This window comes from Bacillus carboniphilus, from assembly GCF_039522365.1.
GTDB lineage: Bacteria > Bacillota > Bacilli > Bacillales > JC228 > Bacillus_BF > Bacillus_BF carboniphilus.
On record NZ_BAAADJ010000052.1, the window covers coordinates 1 to 15568 of the forward strand.

A 15568-nucleotide genomic window follows, 5' to 3' on the forward strand; every position below is an offset into this window, starting at 1 on the left:
AAAACAAATTAGAAATGAGTCCTGTAGAATATCGTGAACAAAAAGCAGCTTAATATTAAATAAGTGTGCGGATTTTGGTGTGTCCACTTGACAGGGTCACGAACACTGACGATTTTCGCACTCAAAACCAAATTTTCGCACATAGGAGCGTGGCCACCTGTAATTTCTACCTATTAAATTGATCAAACCATCCCTAAAGTGCTGTTACACCCCCTAATAAGCACCTTACATCCAAATATTTAGTTAATCTAGAATGAAAAAAAGCTTACTGACTAAAACCACGCGGATTTTTTAGCAATTTGAAGAAATTCTGCATTCTAACCTGTCCCACCGCCTCCCCCCCTGTCCCACCTCACAATGGGCCCTTACAATAGGAACAATGCCCAAGCCTTTTTCATATTTTGTTGAGGAAAGTATAGGAAGTATTTGTTGAGGTTGGACAGCTATATTGTTCAGTTTCCTTTTAATGTCGTTGGCGTGTCTCATATATAATAGTTCGGAGGTATGAAAAATGAATAATTTCCAGAATGAGCTTCAAATGTTGAATGTTGGCGATTTCCAGGCTTCCGAAGCCGTCCCTTGGGATCCAAACCAATACTATACAGATCAAGACAGACAACTTATATTCGGTGTCGGTTTCAGATGTTTTAGTTGTTTTAGCTGCTTTAATTGTTTTAATTGCTTTAGCTGTTTTAGTTGCTTCAATTGCTCAAACTGCTCTCGTTGCCATAATTGTGGTGGCCGTTGTGGCCATAATTGCGGTGGCAATTGCGGTGGTCGTTGCGGCGGACGTTGTGGCGGTCGCTAAGGCAGTCAATCATTCTAGCTTTCGTAGAAAACCCTTGCATTTGCAGGGGTTTTTCTATTTGAGATTAGACATATGAGACAAATTAAGATTCATAGGATAAAAGAGGAAATGGAAAACGATGGCTTAGAATTGAGCAAGCTTTGGAAGGAGGAGCGGGATGACAAGTTTGAACCCTTCTATGCGTTTGAAAGTGAAAAGAGATACTTTTTTTCTCCCTGATCCAAACAAAGGTGTGTATTTTCGAAATAATGTAAGCTCATTCCATATGAAAGGTCATGCAATAGATCAGTGGGTGAACAAGCTGATCCCTATGTTCAATGGTGAGTACACGTTGGCGAACTTGACAAATGGGTTGCCAGGGCCCTATCGAGACCGTGTGTATGAAATAGCAGAAGTGCTTTATAAAAACGGGTTTGTCAGAGATGTAAGTCAAGACCGCCCTTCGGAGTTGGAAGAAGAGGTTTTAAACACATATGCTTCTCAAATTGAGTTCTTGGAAAGCTTTGTAGACTCAGGTGCCTACCGTTTTCAAACCTATCGACAGACCAAAGCGTTGGTAATCGGTTCTGGCCCTTTCTTTGTCTCACTTGTTGCTTCATTGCTTGAATCTGGATTGTCAAAGTTCCATGTGCTGATTACAAATTCAGTACCAACCAACCGCCAAAGGTTAGAAGAAATTGTGGTTCATGCACGTAAAACAGACCCCGAGATAGCAATAGAAGAGGTCCTCCTAAAAAAAGAGGAGAACCACTCTTGGCAGGAGATAGTAAATTCATTTGAATCTATCTTATATGTGTCGCAGGAAGGTGAAATAGAGGAACTGCGAGCTCTTCATAAGATTTGTAGGAAAGAGAAAAAGCGATTGATCCCAGCCTTATTTGTAAATCAAGTGGGTATCGCGGGGCCTCAGATTCATCCAGACTCTGAAGGATGCTGGGAATCAGCGTGGCGAAGCATTCATCAATCGGTATTTGAAAATAAAAATCAAACAAACGGTTTCTCTCCTACAGCAGGAGCGATATTGGCCAACCTAATGGTATTTGAATTATTTAAAAACATGACCGGGGTTACCAAATCAGATCAACTCAATCAATTCTTTTTACTGGATCTAGATACGATGGAAGGAAGCTGGCACTCATTCCTGCCTCATCCGCTAGTGACCGGACGTTTTAAGGCAGAATGGGTTCAAGATTTTGACCTACAGCATAAACAAAATTCAAGTAGAGCGGAATCTAGTAAAATCCTTCTTTTACTCAGCCATCTGACATCGGCGGAATCTGGCATTTTTCATATTTTAGGGGAAGGGGACTTAAAGCAGTTACCGTTAGCACAATGCCGCGTTCAGGTAGTTGACCCTTTGTCGAAAGGGCCAGCAGAGCTATTATCAAGCGTTATCTGTGCGGACCTTACACACGAGAAGGCCCGGAAAGAAGCGGGTCTAACTGGAATAGAGGCGTATTTGTCACGTATGGTTGATGAGTTTCTTAAGACTCTGCCACCAAATCAAAACCTCATGAAAAATGAGGAATATGTTGGTGTAGGAGCGGGAGAAACAATGGTAGAAGCTGTTTCCCGTGGTTTGGAAAAGTGTCTAATAGAGGAATTGAACAAGCAAAAAATAAATAATCAAACTGTCTACCGGGTACACACAAGTGAACTACAAGATGAAGCTTGCCGGTATTATCTACAGGCACTAACCACGATAAAGGGTGCACCTATTTTAGGCATCGGAGAGGAAGTATTCGGCTTCCCAGTGGTTTGGGTAGGAACGAATAATCGATGGTACCGAAGTGTCGGTTTGAATACTACTCTTGCGTTGAAAAAAGCCTTACAACAAGCACTAATGAATTTAGAAAATCAAAAAGCATTAGCTGATTCTTCTGTCCATCTGGTCGAAAAGGAAACGCAAAGCCTTGTCATTCTCAACAGTGAAGAAGTACAACAGTCCGAGGTCTTAAAATCAGCCATACAGACCTTAGAAAGGAACGGTAAAAAACTCGATGCCTTTGAACTAACATTGGAACCGCTATTGAATAAGGAATGGATTGGTGCGTATGGTGTCTTGCTGCGAGAGGAGGAATCCGGATGAGTGCAGTCATAGTCGTTATCGGGGAAGGATTTTTAGCTGACTACGTGTATGACGATTTGTCATCCCAACACGAGGTAGTTCGTCAAAATGATTTCGAAGCAAGCCTGCCAGAAAAAACTGAATTAGTTCTAGTATTGCACGATAGCTGGAAACCTTCTATTCATCAAAGAGCGGAAAAGGTATTACGACGTACTCGAATTCCTTGGCTGCGAGGCTTCGTTTCATTTGGGGAAGCCGTGGTCGGTCCGCTCGTTCGTCCAGATAAAAAGGGGTGCTCCCAATGTGCGGACACCCGACTTCTCATGGCAGGTCGAGACCGTAAAGAGATGTTGGATATGAAACAGATGCTAGCTACAGACGGAGGAGTACCTCGGGACGCATGGGCAACGAGGACGGGAATTTTACAAGTCACCAACTTACTTGCTGCAGAGGTCCAAAGGATATGGCAAGGTGATGAAGCACTCTCTGAAGGAGGGTTATGTCTAATTAACCTACAAACACTCAAGAATTCATGGCATACTTTTCTGCCGAATCCGTTATGTCCAGTTTGTAGTCAAATACCCGAGGATTCGCCGGAGTTAGCCCGAATTTCCCTGAAACCAAGTCCAAAGATTGAAGGAAGTTATCGCTGCCGCTCTATGGACGACTTAAAAAAAGTACTAGTGAAAGACTACCTGGATCAACGGACGGGTGTTATGAATGGGAAAATGTATGATCTTGTCCCGCCATTTGCCGATGTAGGTGTAAACCTGCCATTATTAGTGGGTGACGAAGGAGTAGCTGGCCGAACTCATTCATATGCCGTAAGTGAATTAACCGCTATTTTAGAAGGCTTAGAGCGAGCATGTGGGATTTCACCCCGTGGGAAACGAAGCGTTGTCTATGATAGTTTTAATAACCTGAAGGATCAAGCACTCAATCCGTTAAAAGTAGGTGTCCATGCAAAGGAACAGTATGAACGTCCAGATTTTCCATTTAAACAGTTTGATCCAGATTACCCGATGAACTGGGTATGGGGCTATTCACTACAGGAAGACCGACCCATTTTAGTACCAGAGTTGCTTTCCTACTACAGCATGGGCTGCGGGCATGGATTTGTCTATGAAACCTCCAACGGATGTGCAATCGGAGGAAGTCTAGAGGAAGCTATTTTCTACGGGATTATGGAAGTCGTGGAACGTGATTCCTTTTTGATGGCTTGGTACGCCCAGTTGCCACTACCTCGTCTTGACCCTCTTTCGGCTAACGATCCAGAATTACAATTGATGATCGACCGTGTACGCGCAACAGGAGGATATGATCTCCATTTTTATAACTCGACAATGGAACATGGAATTCCAAGTGTGTGGGCGATTGCAAAAAACAGGAAGGAAAAGGGATTGAATCTCATCTGTGCAGCCGGAGCTCATCTGGACCCAGTAAGGGCAGTGAAAAGCACGATCCATGAAATGGCTGCCATGATGCTGACCCTTGACGAAAAATTTGAGAAAAACCAGGAGGAACTTGTGCGAATGCTACATGATTCTACCCTGGTTGATACCATGGATGATCATGGGATGCTGTACGGTTTGCCTCAAGCAGAAGAGCGCCTAAATTTCTTGCTAGACGATAATCGTCCACTGAGAACGTTTGATGAGGAATTCAAGTGGCAGTCCACTCATGCCGATCTAACCGAAGATCTTAAAGAAATTCTTGATAGATTTCGCGAGCTAAACCTCGATGTGATTGTAGTGGATCAATCAACATCGGAAACAAAACGAAACGGACTACATTGCGTGAAAGTGCTGATTCCTGGGATGTTGCCAATGACATTCGGACAGCATCTGACGAGGGTAACAGGGCTAGAAAGGGTGCTACGGGTCCCAATGGAACTTGGTTATACAAAGCGACCGCTGACCCTTGATGAGCTCAATCCACATCCACATCCGTTTCCATAAGTAGGAGGACAGGAGGATGGAACTAGAGACATTTCTGCACAATTTACATTTTGACATTGACAAGGTAAGCCCACCGGACTGGGAAGTGAACTGGGAAGACGCACCGCTTCCATATAAGCTCTATCGTGGTTTACCAGTATTTCCATTATCGCTGGAGGTACCACTTACACTGGAAGAATGCGATGTCCCCAAACAGCCTACCCTACAGAGAATTAGCCATTTTCTCTGGTATACATTTGGTCAAACTCAAATTTCTCAGTCACCCTCCAGCCCAAATCAAGAGTCGGAACTCATACAGTCGTATCGGCGGTATGCTCCTTCTGGCGGTGCTCTGTATCCAAGCGAACTGTATGTGTATCTAAAGCTGGAGGAATTACCTGTTGGAGTTTACCATTATGATGTAGCACACCATCGTTTAGTTTGTTTGCGAGAAGGCAATTTTGATTCATATATAGCTAGGGCTCTTGGTCATCGTTGTGATTTGTCGGCTTGTTTTGGTACCGTTTTTGTGTCGACAATGTTTTGGAAAAATTTCTTTAAGTACAATAACTTTTCCTACCGTCTGCAAGGGTTGGATACGGGTGTGGTGACTGGACAGTTACTGGAAGTGGCCAAACGGTTTGGTTTTGATTCAAGTGTATATTTTCAATATCTAGATCGAGCAGTGAACCATCTACTTGGACTAAACGATGAAGAAGAGAGTGTCTATGCCGTAATCCCGCTAACCGTGGAGCCTATGATTTGGTCTATGGGAAGAAAAGGGGTAATTTCAGATACTGAATTGTGTCATGAGTTAGAACCGATACAAAATCATCACTATGTACAATCACAGCGAACGAAACCCTTTCCGATGATAAAAAAGATGAATGAAGCATCCATGCTAAAATCAACTCAATCATTTGGGCACATAAAGGCAAGGGAAAGTGTAAACGGTGAGAGTCGAGTGGTACCTCTCCCTCGAATGGAGCGGTTGTCGTATGATTTAGCATCCGTTTGTAAAAAACGATTTTCACCGGATATGGATTTTAGGATTGGGAAGGTAAGTAAAGAGCAGTTGGCTACTCTACTACAGGAAGCAACGTCTGCGAACTTGTATCGAAATGATTTGGATGAAGCTAATCAGAAGCAAGAGTCCCGTGTTTCCCTCTATGTATGCTTGAACAATGTTGAAGGCATTCCGGATGGTGCTTATCATTATGATAGCGCTGCTCATGCATTACGAGAGATTGAGCTAGGTGATCACCGACTCTTGTTGCAAGCTGGCCTTTCTGCAGAGAATGTAAACCTGTACCAAGTCCCCTTTTGCTTTCATGTGATAGGCGATAAGAATCACCTCGCCCCAGACCTGAAGTTCAGAGGATATCGTATTCAACAGATGGAAGCGGGGATGCTTGTACAACGATTACTTTTAGTAGCGTCAGCCCTCGAACTGGGAGGACATCCACTACTGGGGTTTGATGCAAAATTGTGTGATGAACTATACAAACTCGAAACACAAGGAAAAACGAGTCTAATCCAAATTCCAATTGGTCCCTATCAACCTCGGGCTTGGTTAAAGGGGAGTTTGCGATGCTAAAGATAAGTAGGGGCGGTGCTGTTTTCTTCAAAACGGAAGGAAGCAGATGAACCGGCCCTTTTCTTCTACGTCTCCTTCAGCAACCATTCCTGCTCAAGCTCAAATAGCATGCTCCACTTCTTTTCACGGATCCACTCTAATAACTCAACCACTTGTTCATTCTTATAGTGAAGTAAAAACTTCAATATCTTAACTACATCAGAAGACTCCAGATTTCCAGGCTCATATTTACGCTCTCTCTTTAAGATAGTTTTTAATCTTGAAATCAATAGAGGAATCTGTTTCTCATCCCCATGTTTCAAAATAGCACTCAAAGCGTTCAGCTTTACGGCCGGCGACCGATCATTCAAGCCTTCCTCATAGACCTTCATGTATGTTTTTCCACCTACGACCTTTAAAATGGCGATAGCGGAAGCTCTCACTTCTCCCTTTTTGTGATAGAGCAATGGGTCTATTCTTTCTAGTACTTTCGTTGAGCCGATCCTGCCCAGGGCCCCAAGTGTATATTCAATATCATATGGATTAGAATCTGCTTTTAATAACGATAATAAGGTATCCTCGACTTCTTCTTTTTGATACCTTCCTAAAAGCCGAATCGCTTCATGTCGGACCTGCCAATCTTTGTGTTCGACAAGAGGTAAAATCCTTTTCAACGCCGGGACATACTCACTTCTCACGATATCCTCGAGTAGACCATCACCGACTATATACTTGTCGGTCTCGTAATCAAGCCGCTCTTCAAAAAATGTAAATACGTCCATCTCGTTCGTGTTCGTGGCAATTTTATTTAAAATATTGTAAACCTTACGGCGAACATCCTTATCAAATGCCTTGTTGGAAGAATGAACGGCAATCAGATTTTTCAAAGGTTCAATACATTCCTTGTCAGCCAATTGTTCAGCTTCATTATAGGCTTGTTTCGATATAACAGGCACATACCCATTAAATTCGGGGTCAAACACTCTGGTTGTATCATTCATTCGATTGATTAAATCAATGACATATTCCTTTTTGTCCAAAATAAAAACCCCCTCACCACTTAGTGAAGTCTTTTTATTAGATTTTAATAGTGTGCGACAGTTAGCCTTTTCTATGATGAAAGCTGGGGGACAGGTTGGCCATGATGACCGATAGTCAATTTTTATATAAAAAAAGAAAAGATGTGAGTTTATTGCAATTCGACTCACATCTTATTGTTCCATATAACAGAAACATGTTAGATGAACATATAAAGGCAAGATAGATGCTAGATTTGGACTTTAGCTCGCCTTACTTGAACGAATCATCATGTTCTCGCCTTCTTTACGCTCTTTTGCATATTCTGCTGTCGCAGTAAAGAGTGCATCAGTGGATGAATTTAGTGCAGTTTCACAAGAGTCCTGTAAAACACCGATGATAAAACCAACACCTACGACTTGCATAGCAATATCATTTGAAATCCCGAATAAGCTACAAGCTAGGGGAATGAGTAATAGAGATCCACCAGCAACACCTGAAGCACCAGCAGCGGATACTGCGGAAAGGATGATAAGAATAACCGCTGTAGCCATATCGACCTCAACGTTAAGTGTATGAACAGTAGCCAGTGTTAAGACAGAAATCGTAATTGCTGCACCTGCCATATTAATCGTCGCACCCAATGGGATGGATACCGAATACGTATTCTTATCCAAATCTAGTTTTTCACACAATCTCATATTCACTGGAATGTTTGCAGCTGAACTGCGAGTAAAGAATGCTGTCATTCCACTTTCTTTTAAGCATGTAAAGACTAGAGGATATGGATTTTTACGAATATGGAGATAAACGATAATTGGATTCACGATAAGAGCTACAAAGAACATACAGCCTAGTAGAACGAAAAGTAATTTTCCATAGTCAAGTAATGCTGAAAGCCCGTTCGTTGCAATGGCATTAAAGACAAGTCCCATAATTCCGATTGGCGCAAAATTGATTACCCATTTCACTAAAGTAGATATCGCATTCGAAAAATTCTCCAGCATGTCTTTAGTCGAATCGGCTGCATTTCTTAATAAAACACCGAGCAGGATGGCCCAAGCTAAGATACCAATATAATTGGCATTGATGAGGGCATTAACCGGGTTATCAACAATGTTAAACAACAATGTTTGTATCACTTCTACAATACCGCTAGGAGGAGTTAAATCTTCAGCACCTGTCGTAAGTGTTAATGTAACTGGAAACAGATAGCTTGCAACAACACCAACTAATCCAGCTAAAAATGTACCAAGGGCATATAGGACAAGGATCGATTTCATATTCGTTTTTTGGCCACTTCTATGTTTAGAGATGGCGTGCATCACAATGAACAAGACTAAGATTGGGGCAATAGCTTTTAAGGCACCTACGAATAAATCACCGAAAATGGAGACCCATTTTGTTGCTTCCGGAATCGTTAAGGCCAATACCATACCAATCACTAATCCCAAAAGTATTCGTTTTACTAGACTTACTTGGTTCCACTTGAGTACCATATTTTTCATTTCTTTTCCCTCCATTTAAACTAAAATTTTTTGATAAGTATCATATTAGACAGATATTTTTCTTAACTGATTTTACCTAGCACTCACTCCTTTACGAAAATAAAAAAACATACGCATCCCTCAAAAGGGACGAGTATGTTTTACCCGTGGTTCCACCCAACTTTCCATAAGTGCATACTTATGGCTCAAAAGCTTTAACGCAGCATAACGGTATTGGATACTAAAATTTCCCCAATACAGCTTCAAGGTGGTAAATTATTTTCCTCGGTTTAGGAAGTTCTCAGCAAACCTTCCCTCTCTGTCAAACTGTAAAAATAATTCATGTCCTTTTCATAGCAGTCTGTATATAAAATGATCGTCGATATGCTTGAATCTCGTACTACCGTAGAGATTCTACAAAAATAAAAAAACATACGCATCCCTCAAAAGGGACGAGTATGTTTACCCGTGGTTCCACCCAACTTCCCATAAGTGCATACTTACGGCTCAAATGCTTTAACGCAGCATAACGGTATTGGATACTATATTTCCCCAAAACAGCTCCAAGGTGGTAAGTTATTTTCCTCGGTTTAGGAAGTTCTCAGCTAACCCTTCCGTCTCTGTAAACTGTAAAAATAACTCATGTCCTTATCGGTGCATTTTATAGTTGTGCATTAAGTTATTATTGATAATATATCATCTTTTGTCAGAGTTCAATAGATTTTTTTGGGACAAGCCCCTTAGGTTACACATTAAGAAAACCTTAAGATTTCCATCCAGAGTTTGTTAATATTTGATTGATATGATTGTCTCGTTAGCAAAATAAAAGGGGGAGACAGTTGTGACCATTATGGGATCAGGGAGTGAACGGAGTGAACAATATTTTAGTATGTGATGATGATAGTGCGATTGTAGATGCCATTGGAATCTACTTAGAAAATGAAGGATATAAGGTATACAAGGCTTCGAACGGTTTAGAAGCGATAGAAATCATGGAAGAGCAAGCGATTCAGCTCATTATCATGGATATTATGATGCCGAAAATGGACGGAATTAAGGCAACTATGAAGATTCGAAAGGACAGCAATATTCCATTAATTATGCTTTCCGCGAAATCGGAGGATTACGACAAAATTTTAGGGCTGAACATCGGCGCAGATGACTATATAACGAAGCCGTTTAATCCGTTGGAACTGATTGCTCGAGTAAAATCACAGCTCAGAAGATACACTGCATTAGGTGGTTTGGAAACGAAGACGAACGTCTTTCAAACCGGGGGACTTGTTATCGATGATGAAAGTAAGACCATCACGGTCGACGGGGAAATGATTCATCTAACACCGGTCCAATATAAAATCCTGAAGCTGCTAACGGCCAATGCGGGGAAGGTCTTTTCCATCGAAGAAATCTATGAAAAGGTCTGGAAGGAAACAGCCTTTAACCCAGAAAATACAGTATCGGTTCATATCCGAAAAATTAGAGAGAAAATAGAAATCAACCCGAAAGAGCCAAAATATTTAAAGGTGGTATGGGGAGTTGGATACAAAGTTGAAAAAATATAGCCATTCTATCGTAACGAAGATAGCTGCTTTTATCATAGCCGTTATCTGTTTAACTGGTGTCATCCAAGCACTATTTGATGTAGAAGTTATACATGATAGTGAATTTGGGGCGGTTTTTGATGAAAGCTATTTTCTTAGTAATGAGTACGTTAGGGAAAGTGAGAATCTCATTTATGAATTGACACGTTTAATCGGAACGTATAAAAATGAAGAACACATTTTAAATGGCGGTACCATCAGAGAAAGAGATCTAAATACTATTGGGACTTTTAAAGGTGAAGTAAGTAGTGAAACCCATGTGAATACAAAAAAAGGGAATGCAGAGCAGATTGAAGAAGCAAGAGCAAGGTTGATCAAAGAGGATTTAAGAGAATTTCATAACCTTGTTCAGCGCATAGAAGAGTATAAAAACCCTCTCTATTATATTAGCGATGGAACAAACGTATACACAAACAGTTCACTAGACGTGATAGAGCAAGTGGAGAATTTTTCATCATACATGGCATTTACCGGATACAAAAGTGACATTTTTCCTCAAGAAGTCAAAAGGAATGAATACTATTATCGAATTGAAGAAAGGGTCAATGAGTTAGACCCTGAAAGTACCGTTTTATATGTCGCCTTTACAGATGAGTTTGTGAGCCAAAACATAGCCAAATGGGAAAAAGAGAAGGAAATAGTACTACAAAGCTGGTATCGACTACTAGCCTTTTTAATCGGATTCATCTTATCGTTTGTTTATCTAGTCGTTGTGATTGGGAGAAATTCCTTTAAGGACGAAAAATTTCACTGGAACACAATAGATAAACTCTATAATGATATCAATGTTGTGCTCATCCATGCGTTGGTGTTTTTATGGGTTGCGTCCATAGATGAGGTTGCGTTTCATAACATAGCACAATTACTGATTCCTATCACTATTCCATTTGCGGCAATTGAGATTGGGCTGCTTTTATCCATCATTAAACATATAAAAAATCGAACATTCTTCAAGCATACATTACTCTATACGTTGATCAACAAGCTTGTAACCTTTGTACGAAATGTATATGAGACCGGAAATGTTGGAGTCAAAACAGTATTACTGGTGATTGGCTACCCGCTATTGATAGCAGCGACCTTTTTCATGTTCCCAATCACGATTGGTGTGGCCGCTTGGTTCACGTATAAAAAGGTTAAATCGTTCAAGACTATTAAAGAAGGGGTCGAAAGGATTAAGAATGGAGAAATTCACCATACCATTGATGTAGGGAAAAAGGGTGAGTTTGCAACTCTCGCTTCTAATATAAACGGCATCACAGATGGTTTAAAAAATGCAGTAGAGAACGAATTGAAAAGTGAGCGGTTAAAAACGGAGCTTATTACGAATGTGTCACATGATATTCGAACGCCACTTACATCTATTATCACCTATATAGATTTATTAAAAAAAGAAACGGACACGGAAAAAATCCAGGAGTACGTAAAAATCCTTGATCAAAAATCCCAAAGACTTAAACTCCTAACGGATGACCTATTCGATGCAGCAAAAGCATCGAGCGGGAACATCCCAGTAGAATTGGAGCAAATCGATATTATTTCCTTAGTCACACAAGGGTTAGGAGAGCTGAATAATAAAATTGAGACTTCACAATTAGACTTTAAGGTCCGTTATCCGAAGGAAAAAATCTATGTGGCAGCAGACGGGAAGCTATTATGGAGGTCTGTTGAAAACGTTCTATCCAACATCTTCAAATACGCACTGGCTGGGTCACGTGTCTACATTGATATGGAAGAGGCAGGAGAAGAAGTTATACTAACCTTTAAAAATATCTCTGCTTATGAGTTAAATATCACAGCGGATGAACTAATGGAGCGCTTTAAAAGAGGCGATGAATCCAGACATAGCCAAGGTAGCGGGTTAGGATTGTCGATTTCGAAAAGCTTAATCGAGCTGCAAAAAGGAAGCTTTAAGATTGAGATTGATGGTGATTTGTTTAAGGCGATTATTAAGTTGCCTAGGTATAAAGGGTAATTGATGAGAGGTCCCTGTATCCCAACCCTGGGGTGAGGCGCCTTTTTCGTATTTAATGTGCCGCAACCGGAAAGTACCGAGCCGCAACCGGCAAGTAATGTGCCGCAACCGGAAAGTACCGAGCCACAACCGGAAAGTAAAGTGTCGCAACCGGAAAGTAATGAGCCACAACCGGAAAGTACCGAGCCGCAACCGGAAAGTAACGAGCCGCAACCGGCAAGTACCGAGTCGCAACCGGAAAGTAACTTACCGCAACCGTAAAAAATTACCTTCCCCCAGACCCAATTTAACGTATTACTTCACTTGGGACAGGTAACTTTTTCATATATAATAGCAGTAACTAATTTTGCAAGAGGAGTTCGGATATGGATAGAAAACTGGAAAAAGACCTGTTAAATGCGCTAGAGGGTATGAAGCGGGATAGTGAAAGATGGCAAGCGAAAAGGGAAAAAGAGATTTGGCAACAGATTGAAGTTCCGTGCAGCTTGGAAGAAGTATTGAGTCGCTTTACCAAGGGTGATTTAGATACGATTCGAAAAAATGCCAATTTTGGTGGAATTAGTTCATTAAAAAAAGCGGAGCTAAAAGCTAAACTAGTAGAATTGCTACCTGGCCATTTTAAACAGGTCCTCTATACCTTAGATCAAGAAAGATTTGATTTTATCAAAAAGGCTGTAAAGAATGGAGGGAAAATCAAGGTTGATGATGATTTCCCTCTATTTAGGGCTCTAAGGATGAGGGCATATACGCTTCTATTCTCTGGTGCTCATAATAATCAAAAAGTTTTGGTTTTACCCAAAGAACTGATGGATGTCTTTTCTCGATTGGATGGGCAGCAGCTACAAAGCATCATAAGAAGAAATACCGAATGGATTCTCCTAACTCACGGTATGCTCCATTACTACGGTGTTATGCGAACACCTGACATTATTGATAGGCTTACGAAATATACGAAGCAAGAGGTGGACACCTGGGAATATTTCCAAGTAATGAGAACTGCGGCTGATTATTACGATCAAGTATGTTTTACTGGACACGGGATTGCTAATGCCGGCGTCGAGGAACCGGCTCAGATCATAAAGGAACACCAAATGAGACTCAATGTGGACTTCTATCCTTTTACGAAAAAGGAATTACTCAGAGCAGGGAAAATAAACTACTTAGATCGAACTCCAGAATTGAACAGTTTTTTGCGTTTTCTACGCGAGAATTATGACATGACAAATGATGATGCGGAGGATATAGTGTATGAATTAACAGATATGATCCAAGAGGAAGTCCAACCGACAAAGTTAATAGAATTTCTTCAAGAAATGCTCGAGTTCCCATCCATGGAAATTCTACAGCAAGTAACGGATAAAGTATTTACCATCCACAACAACACAAGGTTGTGGGTGCTCAAAGGGCATACACCATCGGAACTATCGAAAAGTGAGAAGCCACATTTAAAGCCTTTACCAAAAGTCCCATTCAATACGCAGGCAAATTCAACGGTTGTTCAGATGGATGAATTTAAGAAGACGGGGCGTAATGAACCTTGTCCTTGTGGGAGTGGGAAGAAGTTTAAGAAGTGTTGTGGTAGATGATATCCTAGTGTTGCTTCCGGGGGAACACATCTTTAAACTAGGGAAAAGATATAAATGTTGTTATGTCAATATGAATTAACTGCTACAATTAAAAACCAATAAATTATTTGAGGTGGTTAGTACATGACTGCTGAAGAAATTTTAAAAGCCATCGAAGAAATGGACAATAGCGAAAGAATCAGGTTATTAAACGAATTATTTGATAAATATTTTGATAGTAGACCTCCAAAAGAGCAAATTATAAAAGAAAAAGAAGAAATATTTTGGGGTACTGATGATGAGTAAAAACGGGAGACGTGGGGAAATCTGGACTGTTGAACTAAATGGAAAGAGAAGGCCAGTTGTAATTGTTAGCAATGATAATATAATTGCAGAATTAGATCATTTAATAGCTACTGTATCTAGTAAACAGGTTAGAAATGAATTTGATGTTGTTATTGAATGGTGGAAGGAAGCAGGGCTAGACAAACCTTCAATAGTAAGATGTTCAAAATTACATACACTACATTATCAAGAATTATTATTTAGGATTGGTAAATTACATGAGAATGACCTGGAAAGAGTGTTAACTACCATAAGAAATTACTTTTAATTATTATCAGGTGCCTGCCCCCGACTCACTGGGGTTCAGGCACCTTTTTCTTATTCATGTAAAAGGTTTCACTTACTAAAATGATTAAGGTTGAATAGGGCATACTACATAAAAAAAGTGAGGGATGTATCAGTGAAAATCTTAATTTGCAGCTTCTTCCTGCTTTTTTCATTTACTCCACAAGGTTTAGCAGAATCTCCAGATGAACCTAAAAACGAGCTAGCCATTGTCATCGATGATTTAGGTAATGATATGAAGGGAACAGAAGAAATGCTAATGCTTCCCACTAAACTGACAGTAGCTGTCATGCCATTTATGCCCACGACCAAAGAAGATGCAGAGCTGGCACATAAATATGGTCATGAGGTCATTCTTCATTTACCCATGCAGCCGAAAAGGGGGAAAAAATCCTGGCTCGGTCCAGGGGCCATCACAACGGATCTAAGTAATGAGGAGATCCGGAAGCGGGTGGAAGACGCGATTAAGGATGTACCGCATATTGTAGGGATGAATCATCATATGGGTTCGAAGGCTACTGAAGACGAAAGAGTCATGCGGATTGTTCTTGAGGTATGTAAGGAAAAAGGTTTATTCTATCTGGACAGCATGACCTCAAGTAAAAGCGTTGTTGAAAAGCTGGCCAAAGAATTGAATGTGCCATATTTAGAAAATGATTTCTTTTTTGATGATGTCTACACGACCAGGCATATTTCAAAGCAAGCCAATTTATTGGCCCATAAAATTCCAGAAAATGAACAGCCGATCGCGATCGGACATGTTGGGATTACAGGACCAAAGATGGTTACGGTGTTAAAACAATTCATTCCTATTTTTGAAAAGAGGGCAAATATTGTTCATCTTTCTGATTTAATTGAAGAGCATAGATTGCTTGAAAACCAGATGTAAATGATAAAACAGGTG

Annotated in this window: 12 protein-coding genes, 1 pseudogene and 2 other annotated features; of the genes and pseudogenes, 10 read left to right on the forward strand and 3 right to left on the reverse strand. The window is 40.7% G+C overall.

Features of this window, described 5'->3' with window-relative positions:
* Positions 1-511 precede the first annotated feature (511 nt).
* From ABDZ91_RS15090 to ABDZ91_RS15105, 4 genes and pseudogenes are all read left to right on the forward strand, one after another.
* Positions 512-805 (forward strand): annotated as a pseudogene (locus ABDZ91_RS15090) (heterocycloanthracin/sonorensin family bacteriocin); the annotation flags it as partial.
* A 160-nt stretch (positions 806-965) separates the two neighbouring features.
* A complete protein-coding gene (locus tag ABDZ91_RS15095; protein WP_343800365.1) occupies positions 966-2897 on the forward strand; it encodes a putative thiazole-containing bacteriocin maturation protein in 1932 nt (643 codons plus the stop codon).
* Positions 2894-4834, forward strand: a complete 1941-nt coding sequence (locus ABDZ91_RS15100) for a TOMM precursor leader peptide-binding protein (RefSeq protein ID WP_343800368.1) — start codon at positions 2894-2896, stop codon at positions 4832-4834. The genes ABDZ91_RS15095 and ABDZ91_RS15100 overlap by 4 nt, the downstream gene beginning before the upstream one ends.
* A gap of 16 nt (positions 4835-4850) precedes the next feature.
* Complete coding sequence (locus ABDZ91_RS15105; RefSeq protein WP_343800371.1) at positions 4851-6410, forward strand: SagB family peptide dehydrogenase; 1560 nt, start codon at positions 4851-4853, stop codon at positions 6408-6410.
* Between the two features lie 65 nt (positions 6411-6475).
* Here the strand turns inward: ABDZ91_RS15105 and ABDZ91_RS15110 are convergent, their stop codons facing one another.
* On the reverse strand, positions 6476-7429 hold the full coding sequence (locus ABDZ91_RS15110) for a HEAT repeat domain-containing protein (protein ID WP_343800374.1): 954 nt from the start codon (positions 7427-7429) through the stop codon (positions 6476-6478).
* A 240-nt stretch (positions 7430-7669) separates the two neighbouring features.
* On the reverse strand, positions 7670-8914 hold the full coding sequence (sstT, locus tag ABDZ91_RS15115) for a serine/threonine transporter SstT (protein ID WP_343800377.1): 1245 nt from the start codon (positions 8912-8914) through the stop codon (positions 7670-7672).
* A 122-nt stretch (positions 8915-9036) separates the two neighbouring features.
* Positions 9037-9257 (reverse strand) — a binding site (T-box leader).
* Positions 9258-9338: 81 nt separating this feature from the next.
* Positions 9339-9557: a binding site (T-box leader), on the reverse strand.
* A gap of 208 nt (positions 9558-9765) precedes the next feature.
* On the opposite strand from sstT, the gene ABDZ91_RS15120 reads away from it, so the two are divergent.
* Together ABDZ91_RS15120 and ABDZ91_RS15125 are read left to right on the forward strand one after the other, a co-directional pair.
* Complete coding sequence (locus tag ABDZ91_RS15120) at positions 9766-10455, forward strand: response regulator transcription factor (RefSeq protein WP_343800381.1); 690 nt, start codon at positions 9766-9768, stop codon at positions 10453-10455.
* Complete coding sequence (locus ABDZ91_RS15125) at positions 10430-12469, forward strand: sensor histidine kinase (RefSeq protein WP_343800384.1); 2040 nt, start codon at positions 10430-10432, stop codon at positions 12467-12469. The genes ABDZ91_RS15120 and ABDZ91_RS15125 overlap by 26 nt, the downstream gene beginning before the upstream one ends.
* 52 nt (positions 12470-12521) lie before the next feature.
* Here ABDZ91_RS15125 and ABDZ91_RS15130 read toward each other — a convergent pair whose 3' ends face one another.
* The gene (locus tag ABDZ91_RS15130; protein WP_343800387.1) at positions 12522-12689 is read right to left on the reverse strand and encodes a hypothetical protein; all 168 of its coding nucleotides are present in this window, start codon (positions 12687-12689) and stop codon (positions 12522-12524) included.
* 145 nt (positions 12690-12834) lie between these two features.
* Between ABDZ91_RS15130 and ABDZ91_RS15135 the strand changes: the two genes are divergently transcribed.
* The 4 genes from ABDZ91_RS15135 to ABDZ91_RS15150 all read left to right on the forward strand — a co-directional run bounded on the left by ABDZ91_RS15135 (position 12835) and on the right by ABDZ91_RS15150 (position 15553).
* Complete coding sequence (locus ABDZ91_RS15135) at positions 12835-14055, forward strand: YecA family protein (RefSeq protein ID WP_343800390.1); 1221 nt, start codon at positions 12835-12837, stop codon at positions 14053-14055.
* A gap of 123 nt (positions 14056-14178) precedes the next feature.
* Positions 14179-14340, forward strand: coding sequence for a hypothetical protein (locus ABDZ91_RS15140; RefSeq protein WP_343800393.1), 162 nt, complete (start codon positions 14179-14181; stop codon positions 14338-14340).
* A complete protein-coding gene (locus ABDZ91_RS15145; RefSeq protein WP_343800396.1) occupies positions 14333-14647 on the forward strand; it encodes a type II toxin-antitoxin system PemK/MazF family toxin in 315 nt (104 codons plus the stop codon). The genes ABDZ91_RS15140 and ABDZ91_RS15145 overlap by 8 nt, the downstream gene beginning before the upstream one ends.
* 132 nt (positions 14648-14779) lie before the next feature.
* Positions 14780-15553, forward strand: a complete 774-nt coding sequence (locus tag ABDZ91_RS15150) for a divergent polysaccharide deacetylase family protein (protein ID WP_343800399.1) — start codon at positions 14780-14782, stop codon at positions 15551-15553.
* Positions 15554-15568 lie beyond the last annotated feature (15 nt).

Excerpts from the sequence above, each read along its gene's own strand:
- ABDZ91_RS15140 (WP_343800393.1), top strand. The coding sequence starts at position 14,179 with ATGACTGCTGAAGAAATTTTAAAAGCCATCGAAGAAATGGACAATAGC.
- sstT (WP_343800377.1), bottom strand. The coding sequence starts at position 8,914 with ATGAAAAATATGGTACTCAAGTGGAACCAAGTAAGTCTAGTAAAACGA.
- ABDZ91_RS15100 (WP_343800368.1), top strand. The coding sequence starts at position 2,894 with ATGAGTGCAGTCATAGTCGTTATCGGGGAAGGATTTTTAGCTGACTAC.
- ABDZ91_RS15105 (WP_343800371.1), top strand. The coding sequence starts at position 4,851 with ATGGAACTAGAGACATTTCTGCACAATTTACATTTTGACATTGACAAG.
- ABDZ91_RS15135 (WP_343800390.1), top strand. The coding sequence starts at position 12,835 with ATGGATAGAAAACTGGAAAAAGACCTGTTAAATGCGCTAGAGGGTATG.
- ABDZ91_RS15095 (WP_343800365.1), top strand. The coding sequence starts at position 966 with ATGACAAGTTTGAACCCTTCTATGCGTTTGAAAGTGAAAAGAGATACT.
- ABDZ91_RS15145 (WP_343800396.1), top strand. The coding sequence starts at position 14,333 with ATGAGTAAAAACGGGAGACGTGGGGAAATCTGGACTGTTGAACTAAAT.